At 69.1% G+C, this 13,433-nt stretch carries 9 protein-coding genes, 1 tRNA gene and 1 pseudogene; 1 reads left to right on the top strand and 10 read right to left on the bottom strand.

Annotated elements, in window-relative coordinates; all coding sequences use genetic code 11:
• Window positions 1-250 precede the first annotated feature (250 nt).
• From eno to HMPREF0058_RS06065, 8 genes are all read right to left on the bottom strand, one after another.
• Window positions 251-1,537 (bottom strand): phosphopyruvate hydratase, encoded by a 1,287-nt coding sequence (gene eno / locus HMPREF0058_RS06105; protein WP_006548856.1) that lies wholly within the window; start codon window positions 1,535-1,537, stop codon window positions 251-253.
• A 131-nt stretch (window positions 1,538-1,668) separates the two neighbouring features.
• Window positions 1,669-2,214 (bottom strand): hypothetical protein, encoded by a 546-nt coding sequence (locus HMPREF0058_RS11785; RefSeq protein ID WP_024034467.1) that lies wholly within the window; start codon window positions 2,212-2,214, stop codon window positions 1,669-1,671.
• Between the two features lie 59 nt (window positions 2,215-2,273).
• Window positions 2,274-6,026: a transcription-repair coupling factor gene (mfd, locus tag HMPREF0058_RS06095; protein WP_006548854.1), complete on the bottom strand. Its 3,753-nt coding sequence runs from the start codon at window positions 6,024-6,026 to the stop codon at window positions 2,274-2,276.
• Window positions 6,027-6,346: 320 nt separating this feature from the next.
• Window positions 6,347-7,222: a hypothetical protein gene (locus HMPREF0058_RS06085; RefSeq protein WP_006548852.1), complete on the bottom strand. Its 876-nt coding sequence runs from the start codon at window positions 7,220-7,222 to the stop codon at window positions 6,347-6,349.
• Window positions 7,223-7,230: 8 nt separating this feature from the next.
• Window positions 7,231-7,536 (bottom strand): hypothetical protein, encoded by a 306-nt coding sequence (locus tag HMPREF0058_RS06080; protein WP_006548851.1) that lies wholly within the window; start codon window positions 7,534-7,536, stop codon window positions 7,231-7,233.
• Between the two features lie 481 nt (window positions 7,537-8,017).
• Window positions 8,018-9,001: a ribose-phosphate diphosphokinase gene (locus HMPREF0058_RS06075; RefSeq protein ID WP_006548850.1), complete on the bottom strand. Its 984-nt coding sequence runs from the start codon at window positions 8,999-9,001 to the stop codon at window positions 8,018-8,020.
• Between the two features lie 66 nt (window positions 9,002-9,067).
• On the bottom strand, window positions 9,068-10,108 hold the full coding sequence (locus HMPREF0058_RS06070) for a bifunctional UDP-N-acetylglucosamine diphosphorylase/glucosamine-1-phosphate N-acetyltransferase GlmU (RefSeq protein ID WP_141560496.1): 1,041 nt from the start codon (window positions 10,106-10,108) through the stop codon (window positions 9,068-9,070).
• Between the two features lie 135 nt (window positions 10,109-10,243).
• Window positions 10,244-10,315 (bottom strand) — tRNA-Gln (locus HMPREF0058_RS06065).
• A gap of 135 nt (window positions 10,316-10,450) precedes the next feature.
• On the opposite strand from HMPREF0058_RS06065, the gene HMPREF0058_RS06060 reads away from it, so the two are divergent.
• Window positions 10,451-11,080 (top strand): TetR/AcrR family transcriptional regulator, encoded by a 630-nt coding sequence (locus HMPREF0058_RS06060; protein ID WP_006548848.1) that lies wholly within the window; start codon window positions 10,451-10,453, stop codon window positions 11,078-11,080.
• Between the two features lie 158 nt (window positions 11,081-11,238).
• On the opposite strand, the gene HMPREF0058_RS06055 is transcribed toward HMPREF0058_RS06060, so the two are convergent.
• Window positions 11,239-13,125 (bottom strand): ABC-F family ATP-binding cassette domain-containing protein, encoded by a 1,887-nt coding sequence (locus tag HMPREF0058_RS06055; RefSeq protein WP_006548847.1) that lies wholly within the window; start codon window positions 13,123-13,125, stop codon window positions 11,239-11,241.
• Window positions 13,125-13,433: pseudogene (locus HMPREF0058_RS06050) on the bottom strand (4-(cytidine 5'-diphospho)-2-C-methyl-D-erythritol kinase); the annotation flags it as partial. The pseudogene HMPREF0058_RS06050 and the gene HMPREF0058_RS06055, both read right to left, overlap by 1 nt.

The raw sequence follows: 13,433 nt of genomic DNA, 5'->3' as shown, positions 1-13,433 counted from the left end.
GCGCGCCCGCCCGGACGCGCACCCGGACGGGCGCCCGGGCGGGCAGGTGAGGGTCGGCGCGGTGTCATGGGGAGATCCTGCCTCACGGGCCTGGGAAGTGGCACCACGCCCTGCCGGTGCGTTGCTCACGCGTCTACTGCCACCGCGCCCGCAGACGACGACGGGGTGCGACCTGATCGTCAGGTCGCACCCCGTCGGTGCGTGCGGCTCAGGGGTCACCCTGTGCCACGTGCAACCTCAAGCCAGGAGCTCAGCCCTGGAAGCGCGGGAAGGCGGAGCGGCCGGCGTAGACGGCGTCCTCGCCCAGGGCCTCCTCGATGCGCAGGAGCTGGTTGTACTTGTTGATGCGCTCGCCACGGGCGGGAGCACCGGTCTTGATCTGGCCGGAGTTGGTGGCCACGGCGAGGTCGGCGATGGTGACGTCCTCGGTCTCACCGGAGCGGTGGGAGGTCATCGTCTTGTAGCCAGCGCGGTGGGCCATCTCGACGGCCTCGAGGGTCTCGGTGAGCGAACCGATCTGGTTGACCTTGACCAGCAGGGCGTTGGCGGCGCCGAGCTCGATGCCCTTGGCCAGACGCTCGGGGTTGGTGACGAAGAAGTCGTCACCCACGAGCTGGACCTTGTCACCGATCTCCTCGGTCAGGTGCTTCCAGTCATCCCACTCGTCCTCGCTCAGCGGGTCCTCGATGGAGACGATCGGGAAGTCCTCAACCAGCTTCTTGTAGTAGGCCACCATGGAGGCGGTGTCCTGGGCCTCGCCCTCGAAGGCGTAGGTCTTGGTCTCGGCGTCGAAGAACTCGCTGGAGGCCACGTCCATGGCCAGAGCGACGTCAGCGCCCGGCTTGTAGCCGGCGTTCTCGATGGCGGCGCAGATGAGCTCCAGGGCCTCACGGTTGGACTCAAGGTTGGGGGCGAAGCCACCCTCGTCACCCAGGCCGGTGGACAGGCCCTTCTCCTTCACCACGGCCTTGAGCGAGTGGTAGACCTCAGCACCCATGCGCAGGGCCTCGCGGAAGGACTTGGCGCCGATCGGGGCGATCATGAACTCCTGGATGTCCACGTTGGAGTCAGCGTGGGAGCCACCGTTGAGGATGTTCATCATCGGCACGGGCAGGACGTGGGCGTTGGGGCCACCGACGTACTGGAACAGGTCCAGGCCGGCGGACTCAGCGGACGCCTGCGCAGCGGCGAGGGAGACACCCAGGATGGCGTTGGCGCCGAGCTTGCCCTTGTTGGGGGTGCCGTCGAGCTCGATCATGAGGCGGTCCAGGCCGCGCTGGTCAGCGGCGTCGTAGCCGATGATCTCGGGGGCGATGACGTCGTTGACGTTGGCAACGGCCTTCTCAACGCCCTTACCCAGGTAACGGGACTTGTCGCCGTCGCGCAGCTCGACGGCCTCGAAGGCGCCGGTGGAGGCGCCGGAGGGGACGGCAGCGCGGGCGGAGGCGCCGTCCTCAAGCAGGATCTCGACCTCGAGGGTCGGGTTGCCACGGGAGTCGAGGATCTCGCGTGCGTGAACGTTCTCGATGAGGGCCACTGTGGGTGCTCCTTGTTGGATTGATATCAGGATGCAAAGCCCAGACTACCGGGCCTGCCCCTCAGGCACGAGGGCGGAGGTCCCCCGTGATTCCCATGTTCACGCCGGGCGTGACGTTTGCCTCGCCCGAATCACTCCTGGGCACCGTCAAGCGAGAGGGCCGAGGCGTCCTGGATCTCCCAGGGACGCTCGGCGGCGTAACGCGGCGAGGCCGTGGGCTGGAAGGACTGGGCCATAGCGGTGAAGTCGGCCTGCGCCTGCTCAGCCTCATCGGCGCTGACGCCCTGAAGCTGCGCGCTGATGGCGGACAGGCGGGCGATGGTCTTGGCGCCCTCGGAGAAGGAGGAGGCCTCAGGGTTGGCCTGGGCGAGGATCGTCTCCACGTCCGCGTCAGGCACCGACAGCCCGTACTTCTCGGCCAGCTCGAAGTAGACCGGCGCCTGGAGCAGCCCGTTCAGGACGCGGTCGCGCGTCCACCCCAGCGGGGCAAGGTCGCTGGTGGCCTCAGCCAGATCAGTCTCGGAGACGCTGATCTCCTGCTGAGCGCCGTCCAGCCCCGTGAACTGCGCCACGGCGGCCTGGCCCGGGTGCACGGAGCAAGCGGTCAGGGCCCCGCTGGCAACAAGAAGGACGCCGGCAGCGAGGGCACGCACGCGGCGCGAGGCGGTGGTGAGCACGAGGATCTCCTTGTGACGAGGCGTCGGGACAGGCACATGGTAGCCCGCCCGGCGCAAGGCTAGCGGCGGCGTCGGTAGGTCGTGGCCTCGACCTCGTAGTCCTTATCCCCCTCGACCACCGCACGCAGCAGCACCTCGGCCCAGCGCAGCAGGGCCTCGCCCTCCACCGGGCCCCCACCCATCCGGGCCGTGCCCGGGGCCGGCACCACAATGGTGCGAGTGGCGGGCTTGAGCGTGGTGCCGGGGTAGAGCCGGGTCAGCCGCATACGCGCGGACTCAGCCAGGTCCAGCGGCGCGAAGCGGATCGACTTGCCCTGCGCCACGATCTCGCGCACCCCCAACCGGGCCGCGAGCGCACGCAGGCGCGCCAGGGCCGCCAGACGCTGGGTGGGCTCGGGAACCGGACCGTAGCGGTCGGTGAGCTCGTCCAGGACGTCGGCGACGTCGTCGTCGCTACGAGCGGCAGCGAACTTGGTGTAGGCCTCCAGACGCAGGCGCTCGTGGGGGACGTAGTCCTCGGGGATCGTGGCGTCCACCGGCAGCTCGACCCGCAGGTCCTGGTCGATCTCCGCCTCGGCCTCAGCGGCGTCGCCAGCGGTCTCGGGGTTGATCTTGAGGGCCTTCTTGTAGGCGGCCACCGCCTCAGAGACCATGCGCACGTACAGGTCGAATCCGACCCCGGCGATGTGCCCGGACTGCTCACCTCCCAGGAGGTTGCCGGCCCCGCGGATCTCCAGGTCCTTCATGGCCACCTGCATGCCGGCGCCCAGGTCCGTGTTCGTGGCAATGGTGCGCAGACGCTCCAGGGCGGTCTCGGTCAGCGGCTTGTCCGCGGGATAGAGGAAGTAGGCGTAGGCCCGCTCACGACCGCGCCCCACGCGTCCGCGCAGCTGGTGGAGCTGGGACAGCCCCATGCGGTCAGCCCGGTCGACGATGAGGGTGTTGGCGTTGGACACGTCCAGGCCGGTCTCCACAATAGTCGTGCACACCAGGACGTCGATCTCCTTGTGCCAGAAGTCGTCGATGACCTGCTCCAGGCGTACCTCCCCCATCTGCCCGTGGGCGGTGGCCACACGCGCCTCGGGCACCATCTCCTGGATGCGGGCGGCCACACGGTCAATGTCCTCCACGCGGTTGTGGACGTAGAAGACCTGGCCGTCGCGCAGCAGCTCACGGCGGATCGCGGCCGAGACCTGCTTGGTCTCGTAGGCACCCACGTAGGTCAGGATCGGGTGGCGGTCCTCGGGCGGGGTGGCCAGCGTCGACATCTCGCGCAGGCCAGTCACCGCCATCTCCAGGGTGCGCGGGATCGGGGTGGCAGACATGGACAACACGTCCACGTCCGTACGCAGGGCCTTGAGGGTCTCCTTGTGCTCAACCCCGAAGCGCTGCTCCTCGTCGATGATGACCAGCCCCAGGTCCTTGAAACGCACCTGCCCGGTGATGAGGCGGTGGGTGCCGATGACGACGTCGATCGCCCCGGATGCCAAGCCCTTCAAGACCTCCTCGGACTGGCTGGCCGACTGGAAGCGCGAGAGCTGGGCCACGCGCACCGGGAAGCCCGCGTAGCGCTCGGTGAAGGTCTCGGCGTGCTGGGAGACCAGCAGCGTGGTGGGCACGAGCACCGCCACCTGCTTGCCGTCCTGGACGGCCTTGAAGGCGGCGCGCACCGCGATCTCGGTCTTGCCGTAGCCGACGTCGCCGCAGATGAGGCGATCCATGGGCTGGGCCTTCTCCATGTCCGACTTGACCTCGTCGATCGTGGCAAGCTGGTCAGCGGTCTCGGTATAGGGGAAGGACTCCTCCAGCTCGGACTGCCAGGGGGTGTCCGGGGCGAAGGCGTGGCCGGAGGTGGCCGAGCGGGCGGCGTACAGCCGCACGAGCTCGCCGGCGATCTCACGTACGGCCTTGCGGGCCTTGGACTTGGTCTTGGCCCAGTCCGCCCCGCCCATCTTGTTCAGGGTCGGGTTGTCCCCGCCCACGTACTTGCTCACCTGGTCCAGGGCGTCGGTGGGCACAAGCAGGCGGTCGCCTGGCTGGCCCCGCTTGGAGGGGGCGTACTCGATGACCACGTACTCGCGGGTGGCGGCGTTCTTGCCGGTGCCCACGTTGCGGCGCATGAGCTCAACAAAGCGCCCCACACCGTGCTGGGCGTGGACCACAAGGTCACCGGAGTGCAAGGAGAGCGGGTCGACGCTGCGCCGCGAGCGCCGGGCGGGCATCACCTTGCGCGAGCGCGGCCCGGCCGAGGCCCGCCCGGTCAGGTCAGACTCGGCAATGAGGGCCAGGCGCAGGTCCTCGGCCACGAAGCCGTGACCGGCGCTGGCCTGCGTGACGCGCACGACGCCGTCGCCCTCCACCCCGCCGTCATCGCGAGCCGCGCCGAGGTCTGCGGGCTCGTCAAGCTGGGTGACGATCCGGGCCGGCACTCCGCCGTCGCCCAGCAGCTGGGCCATGCGCCGGCCGGGGCCGGGGCCATCGGTAGCGACGACGACACTCCAGCCCTCGCGCGCCAGGCGGCCCAGGTCCGTGACCGCCTCGTCAAGGCTGCCTGCGTAACCACGCGGGTCACGCAGGTCGAGCTCGACGGTGTCCGGGCTGGCCTTGAGGGAAGTGAAGGACCACCAGCCGCGGTTGGTGGACAGCGCCAGGCCGCGCGCCTCGGCCAGGTGAGCGAAGGCGGCGGCGGACAGGTCCACCGGAGCCTGGCCTCCCGAGGCGGCCGAGGTCCAGGCAGCGGCGAGGAACTCCTGGGTGGTGGCGGTCAGGTCCTCGGCCCGCTTACGCACTCGCTCAGGCTCCAGGCCGACGACGAGCCGGTCACCGACGAGGTCAAGCAGGGGCACCATCCGGGGCACGAGAACAGGAGCGAGGGACTCCATCCCCTCAACCGGGATGCCGGCGGCGATCTTCTCCAGCATGTCGGCCGCGGAAGGAATGACGCCCATAAGGCGCTTGGCGCGCCCTCGCACCTCCTCGGTCAGCAGGATCTCGCGGCAGGCGGTCGCGGTGACCGCACCGACCTCCTCGATCGTGCGCTGGTCGGCGACGGCAAAGGAGGAGACGGACTCAATCTCGTCACCGAAGAAGTCCACACGCACCGGCCGGGGCTGGGTCGGGGGAAAGACGTCGAGGATGCCGCCACGCACGGCGAACTCGCCGCGGTTCTCCACCATGTCGACCCGCGTGTAGGCGGCGTCGGCCAGACGCTGGGCCGTGGCCTCCAGCCCGAGCTCCAGGCCCGGGGCCAGGTGGATGGGCTCGAGCTCCCCCAGGCCATCAACCACGGGGGCCAGCAACGCGCGCACGGGGACAACCAGGACCCGGATGGGGCCGCGCGAGGGGTCGGCTGCGGTTCCGGGACCGTCTGCGCCGGCGTCGCCGTCCTCGGGATGAGCCAGGCGACGCAGGACGGACAGACGGGTGGCCACGGTGTCCGCTCGAGGGGACAGACGCTCGTGGGGCAAGGTCTCCCAGGCGGGGAAAACAGCGACGTCACTCTCAGGCAGGTAGCAGGTCAGCGCCGCGGCGGTCTCCTCCGCCTCACGGGTGGTCGCGGTGATGACCAGCAAAGGTGTGCCCTGACTCTGGGACGCGGCGGCGTCTGGGCGCGCGGCGGCCGTGGCGTGGACGGAGCCGACGGCTCTGGCGACCCCGTCCTCACCCAGCGCCATGGCGGCCAGGACGGCTGGCCGGGCCCCACACGCGACCACGGTGGTGCGGTCCGTGCGCGCGGACGAGCCCGCGGCGCTCACGAGTGCGGCGGTCGTCGGGTCGGTCAGGAGAACAGGAAGGAGGGCGGTCAGTCGCATCGCCGGGGATTCTAGGGCGTGCGGGGCCGTCGCACGAGGGGCTGCGCTGCCCCTGAGCGCCCATCGCTACCCCTCTGCCTCCCCCGCTACCCCTTTGTTTCCTCCGCCACCCCGTAGCGCGCGTAGAGGGGGTGCGAAGGAAACAATGGGGTAGCGACAACATCGACCAGGCCCACACCCACAATGACGCCGCGCCACCACAAGCTGGTGACGCGGCGCCATACACGCGGGAAGGAAGGGAGGAGCTCCCGCAAGCCGGTCAGCTCCGCCACCCTGTGGTCATACACGCGGGAAGGACGGGAGGAAGAACAAGCAACGCCTCACACCCCAGCAGTCTCAAACAACGAGGGAACCACCCCATCATCTGCTGCTTCTTCGAAGTTCTCACTCATCACGTCAAGAACCTCGTTCAACACAGACAGCAGGCTCTTGACCAAAGGCTCGTCACCATTGAGAAGGTCGAGAGTCTGCCCAGAGACACCGCGTGGAGACAGGGACTCAACGAGCAAGATGCCCGACAACCCTCGCCCGTGCTCCAGCCGCTTTCCGACGATTGATCGGCTCATCATGCGATCCGCAACGTTCTCAACGTCGAGAGGATCCAGCCCATATTCTTCGACCGCGCTTCTCACCCACTCGTCCCGATCACCCGACAACCCCGTGACAACTGCCGCACCGTTCTCCCATACCTGCGCGATCACCCCAACGTTGTCCGGATAACGAACCCGTCCCGCCGTATCAAGCTTTGGGTTGCGCGAAGCCCGAGCAACCTGAACGAAACCGCCATCCCGATGGAAGTACACCGTGACACGTGCCTCTGTAGGACGGGCAACAGTGTGGACAAAGAGCTCCATCGCGACCACACGCACCGCCTCGCGCAGCTCCCGGCGCCAACGCTCCTGGTGCTCAGATAGCCGATCGGCCTCGGCTAACAGCTGTTCTCGCGTTGGTCGGATTCTGACCTTCCACACCACTGACACGATCATGAGCACGATCGCCAAGACCAGAGCAGTCAGCCACCACCATGTACGTCCGTGCCACCCGGTGCTGTCCTCACCGTTGAAAAGGCTCGGAATGAGAAGAAGAAGCGCCGCCAGCAGCGAGAGCAGATCACTAGCGTTGCCCTCGATCCACCGGCGAGCCCGCAGCGTCAGAATTCTGTCTGTCGACGGCTCACCGCGCGGTCCACTCCCCATGACGACACCTATGCATATGTCAGCGAGGACTGACGCTGCACGAGTCCATCCGCCCGTTGACCCATGAGGTTCATGGCTGTGTCATAAATCCGGTCAGCGCGATCAGCGGCCGCTTGCGCTCCTTCTGCCTCCACACGAAGCGTGACAACCACTGAGCACAGGGATGACGCCGCCCGCACGTCATCGACGCAGACATCAGCAACATCCCGAACCGCCTCGACGAACATCTCGCGAAGAAGATCAGTCATCTCGTGCAGCTGATGCTGGTCTGAGACGCGCACGTAGGTTGTGGTCAGATAAGTCCGCTGTGCCATGTTGCCCCCCTCCCCGCTCCGGGCTGCTGACCTCCACACTACGGCACGACGCCGCGCTCTCTCCACAGCACCACAGGTGCATCTGCACGATCCCCAGCCTGTCCGTGGTTTCCCTTCCCCCGCCACCCTTTCCCTTCCGTCGCCACCCCTTCCCGTCCTCCGCCACCCCGCAGCGCGCGCAGAGGGGGTGCGAAGGAAACAAAGGGGTAGCGGCAGAAGGAGAGAGGTAGCGACCGCAGACGACGGGTAGCGACAAAAACAGAGGGGCAGCAACAACACGGACCAGACCCACACCCACAACGACGCCGCGCCACCACAAGCTGGTGACGCGGCGTCATACACGTGGGAAGGAAGGGAGGAGCTCCCGCAAGTCGGTCAGCTCCGCAACCCTGCAGTCGTACACGCGGGAAGGCAGGGAGGAAGAGCAGGCAACGCCTCAGACCCCGGTTACCTCACGCAAGGAAACCCGGCAGGCAACGCCTCACACCCCAGCAGTCTCGAACAGCGAGGTCACCGACCCGTCGTCGAAGACGGCGCGGATCGCCCGGGCCAGCAGCGGGGCGATCGGCAGCACCGTCAGCTGGTCGAAGCGCTTGACCTCAGAGATCGGCAGGGTGTCAGTGATGACAACCTCACGCGCACCCGAGGTGGACAGACGCTCCACGGCCGGGCCGGAGAGCACGCCGTGCGTGGCCGCGACGATGACGTCCTTGGCGCCGGAGTCCAGCAGCACCTTGACCGCCTTGGCGATGGTGCCGCCGGTGTCGATCATGTCATCAACCAGGACGCAGGAGCGACCCGCGACCTCACCAACCACGCGGTTGGCCACCGACTCGTTGGGCCGGGTGATGTCACGCGTCTTGTGGACGAAGGCCAGCGGCGTGCCTCCCAGGGAGTTCGCCCAGCGCTCAGCCACACGGATACGGCCCGCATCCGGCGAGACCACGGTGGTGTTGGCAGGATCAACCCGGCCGCGGATGTAGTCCACGAGAACCGGCTGGGCCCACAGGTGGTCCCAGGGCCCGTCGAAGAAGCCCTGCTCCTGGCTGGTGTGCAGGTCCACACTCATGAGGCGGTCGGCACCGGCCTGCTTGTACAGGTCCGCCACCAGGCGCGCGCTGATGGGCTCACGCCCCAGGTGCTTCTTGTCCTGGCGGGCGTAGGGGAAGAAGGGCGCCACCACGCTGATACGCTTGGCCGAGGCACGCTTGAGCGCGTCGACCATGATCAGCTGCTCCATGAGCCAGTCGTTGACGCGGTCGCCGTGAGACTGCATGACGAACACGTCGCAGCCACGTACGGACTCGTTGAAGCGGACGTAGGTCTCGCCGTTGGCAAAGTCGTAGGAGGTCGAGGACAGCACCTCCGTCCCCAGCTCGGCTGCGACGTCGGCCGCCAGCTGGGGGTGCGCGCGCCCCGAGACGATGACGAGTCGCTTCTCGCCGCTGGTGATGATGCCCGTCATGAGCGAGTACCCCTCTCGAGTCCCCTGGGGACCTGGTTCCTGCGTGTGGAGTGTCCTGTCACGCGATCAGTGCCGTGCCTGGTCCACGGCAGCTGAGGTCTGTGGTTCGTTGGCGTCAAGCTGGCTGTATGGCGCGACGACGGCGCCTGCCGGGACGTCAGCGTCCTCAAGAATGGAGTATGCCCCGACGACGGCGCCCTGCCCGATGCGGGTGCGTCCACGCACGAGCACACCGGGCTCCAGCATGACGTCCTGGGCCAGCGTGGCGTCCACGTCCACCCAGGTCGAGGCCGGATCGGCCACGCCGACGCCCTGAGCCATCCACCGGGCCAGCACGCGCCGATTGAGCTCAGCGCCGAGGCTGGCCAGCTGGGCCCGGTCGTTGCAGCCCTCGACGAGCCAGTGATCGCTCACGGTCAGCGCGGAGGTGGAACGCCCGGCCTGCCAGGCCGCGGCGACGACGTCGGTGAGATAGACCTCGCCCTGGTCGTTGTCCGTACCGAGGCTGGCCAGGGTGCGGCGCAGGAAGGCGGCGTCAAAGACGTAGACACCGGCGTTGATCTCACGCACCGCCCGCTGGGCAGGGGTGGCGTCCCGGTGCTCGACGACGGCGGCCACAGCCAGCGGGTCAGCGTCCGGGGCGCTGGTGGTCGCCCGGATGACGCGGCCGTATCCGGTGGGGTCCTCCAGCTCGGTGGTCAGCAACGTCACGGCGTCACCGCGGTCCACGTGCTGGGCGACCAGCGCCTCCAGTGTGGCCGTGTCCAGCAGGGGGACGTCACCGGAGGTCACGACGACGGCGCCGTCCAGGTCCCCAGGAAGCGCCGCCAGGCCGCAGGCCACGGCGCGCCCGGTCCCGGGGATCTCATCCTGGTCCGCGGGCACAGCATCCGGAGCGACCTGAGCCAGGTGAGCGACGACGGCGTCACGCTGGTGACGCACGACGACGACGAGGTGCTCGGGGTCCAGTCCACGAGCGGCACTGACTGCGTGGCCGACGAGGCTGCGTCCACCGATGCGGTGCAGGACCTTCGGGGTGGCCGAACGCATGCGGGTTCCCTGACCGGCAGCCATGACGATGACGGCAGCGGGGGCAGTGGGTACCACGGGTCCTCTTCTCGCTGGTGAGCGTGCCTGCCCCACGCGCGTGGGGACTGACACGGACGTATCGGGCGCAGTGCAAGGCCATTCTACGACGTCGGGGCGGATGCCACCCACCACGCCCTCCTGGGCCCGCACTCGCTCCGCCCCCAGGGTTCGAACCCGGGCCTCAAGGCTCCAAAGGCCTGCGTGCTGCCACTACACCAGGGCGGATCAGCCGTCGTCATCCTGCCCGTACGAGCGCGGGACGGCAAGGCCGTCACATCCTCTCATGCCCGCGCTGCCGGCGGCGCACGCAGAAGACGGCATGATGGTGTTATGTCGACCAAAGCGAGCAAACGGACCCGGATGAGTGCCAGCGAGAGGCGCGAGCAGCTGATTGACGTCGCCCGCGGCCTGTTTGCCGAGAAGGGCTTTGACGGCACCTCCATCGAAGAGGTCGCCAGCCGCGCCAAGGTCTCCAAGCCCGTGGTCTACGAGCACTTTGGCGGCAAGGAGGGCCTGTACGCCGTCATCGTGGACCGCGAGCTGAGCACGATCTCCTCCACCATCACCGCGGCCCTGTCCTCCCCGGCCCCGCCCTCGGCCGTGGTCGAGCGCGCCGCGCTGGCGCTGCTGACCTACATCGAGGACTCTCCCGACGGCTTCAGGTTGCTGTCCTCCTCCACCGACCGCGCGGCCGGGACGTACTCGACCCTGCTGGCCGACGTCGCGATCCAGGTCTCAGGGATCCTGGCCGAGCAGTTCTCGGCCCACGACCTCGACCCGCGCACCGCGCCGCTGTACGCGCAGATGCTCGTGGGCATCGTCTCCTCACCGGCCTGGTGGTGGCTGGAGAACCGCCGGATGAGCAAGGAGGAGGTGGCTGCCCATATGGTCAACCTCGCCTGGAACGGGCTCAAGGCCATGGAGCCGCGGCCCCAGCTGCGCGAGCACGCCGACAGCGGCGACGACGAAGCCACCAGCACCGGCCAGTAGCGGCTGATCCGGGGCCAGGATCGGCCGCGATGCCAGGGGCGAGGCTGGGGCAGGTGCCTGCAGGCATGGCGGGTCTGGCGGGAGCGGAGCGAGGAACGAGCGACGCGGATGGTAGCCAAAGGCACCTGCCCCAACCTCGCCCGGGCCTTCCCCGTCAGCTACTGCTCCAGGACCTCGGCCGCCTCCAGCCACTGGGTCTCCAGCTCGGCCTGCTCAGCCTCGGCAGCCGCCAGCTGGCGGCCCAGCTCGACCAGCTCCCCCACGCGCGCCGGATCGACGGAGACCTGCTCCATCCTGGCGTGCAGCGCCTCCACCGCCTGGGCGGCCTTGTCCATCTTGCGCTCGATGCGAGCCACGTTCTTCTGGGCCTCACGCCGCGCGGCGCCCGTCAGCCCAGCTGATCCAGCTCCTCCCGCCGCTGCGCCGTCGTTCCCCGCCGATGCCGAGGCCGAGCGGGCGGGGGCGCCTGCGCAGCCCTCAGCCTCGCGCCGCAGCTGGAGGTACTGCTCGACGCCGCCGGGCAGGTCGCGCACGCTCCCATCCCCCAGGAGAGCGACCTGGTGGTCAGTGACGCGCTCCAGGAGGTAGCGGTCGTGAGAGACCACAACCAGCGTGCCGGGGAAGGAGTCGAGGATGTCCTCCACCGCAGCGAGCGTGTCCGTGTCCAGGTCATTGGTGGGCTCATCGAGCAGCAGCACATTGGGCTCGGTCATAAGCAGGCGCAGCAGCTGCAGACGCCTGCGCTCACCGCCGGAGACCTCGCCCACGCGCGTCCAGGCGCGCTGACGCGTAAATCCCAGGCGCTCAACGAGCTGGGCAGCCGTCAGCTCCTTGCCACCCACGCTCACGTGCTCGCTCACCATCGCCACAGCCTCGACCACGCGCATGTCGGCCAGCGAGTCGAGCTCGTGGGTGGACTGAGACAGCGTGGCCACCTTGACGGTCTTGCCGCGCACCACACGCCCCTCGCTCGGCTCCTGGACGCCCTCAAGCAGACGCAGCAGCGTGGTCTTCCCCGCTCCGTTGACACCGACGATCCCCACGCGCTCGCCCGGCGCCAGGCGCCAGGTGACCTTGCGCAGGACCTCACGCTCACCGCCGCCCTCCAGCGGGTAGCGCACGGTGACGTCCTCCAGGTCGAGCACCTTCTTGCCCAGGCGCGCAGTCGCCATGGCCATGAGCTCAACACTGTCGCGCGGCGGCGGGACGTCGGCGATCAGCGCCTCGGCGGCGTTGATGCGGAAGCGGGGCTTGGAGGTGCGCGCGGGCGCGCCCCGGCGCAGCCAGGCCAGCTCCTTGCGCAGGAGGTTCTCCCGCTTCTCAGCGGCGACGGCGGCCTGTCGGGCCCGCTCAGCGCGCGCCAGGACGTAGGCGGCGTAACCGCCGTCGTAGGTCTCGATGCGACCGGGCACCTGAGGGCGACCGCCGCCTGGGTCGATCCCCGGCACGACCTCCCACACATTGGTGCAGATAGCGTCGAGGAACCAGCGGTCGTGGGTGACGGTGACCAGCGCGCCGGCGGAGGCCCGGCGCCCGGAGAAGCGGGTATTGAGGTGCCGGGCCAGCCAGTCCACGCCCTCGACGTCAAGGTGGTTGGTCGGCTCGTCCAGGATGATGACGTCGCTAGGAGCGGTGAGTACGGCCGCGAGCGCGACCCGGCGACGCTGGCCGCCGGAGAGCCGGGCGACCTCGGCGTCCAGGTCGAGGTCCGCCAGCAACCCGGCGTGCACGTCGCGCACGGCCGGGTCGCAGGCCCACACGTGCTCGGGCACGTCGCCGTGGACCGCCTGGCGCACCGTGGCACCGGGGGCAAAGTCGTCAGTCTGGGTGAGCATGGCCACGCGGGTGTCCCCGGCGCGGGTGACGCGTCCGCCGTCGACCGGACGGGTTCCGGCCAGGACTGACAGCAGCGTGGACTTGCCCGCACCGTTGGGGCCGAGCACGCCCACCCGGGTGCCGTCCTCGATACCCAAGGTGACGTCATCGAGCAGGATGCGCGAGCCCACCATGACGCTGATGGACTCCAGGCCAAGCAGGTGCGCCATCAGCCCACCGCCCTCGCGCCTGCCACCGGGGCGTCTGCCCGCACGGTGTCAGCCACCAGCTCGCAGGCCGAAAGCGCACGGGATACGCGCATCGCGGCGCCGGTGTCCGCGACCAGGGCCGCGATGGTGGGGCCGGAACCGGAGACGATGGCCCGCAGCGCGCCGGCGGCCTCGGCGACCTCGATGACCTCGGCGAGCTCAGGGCGCAGGTCGAGGGCGGCAGCCTGCAGGTCGTTGTGCATGGTGGCGGCCAGGGCCCGGGCATCACCGCTGCGTAGGGCGGCGGTGAGCTCCTCGGGGACCGGCTC

This window comes from Actinomyces urogenitalis DSM 15434 (genome assembly GCF_000159035.1).
Classification (GTDB): Bacteria; Actinomycetota; Actinomycetes; order Actinomycetales; family Actinomycetaceae; genus Actinomyces; species Actinomyces urogenitalis.
This window is presented reverse-complemented; position numbering and strand designations above follow the sequence as displayed.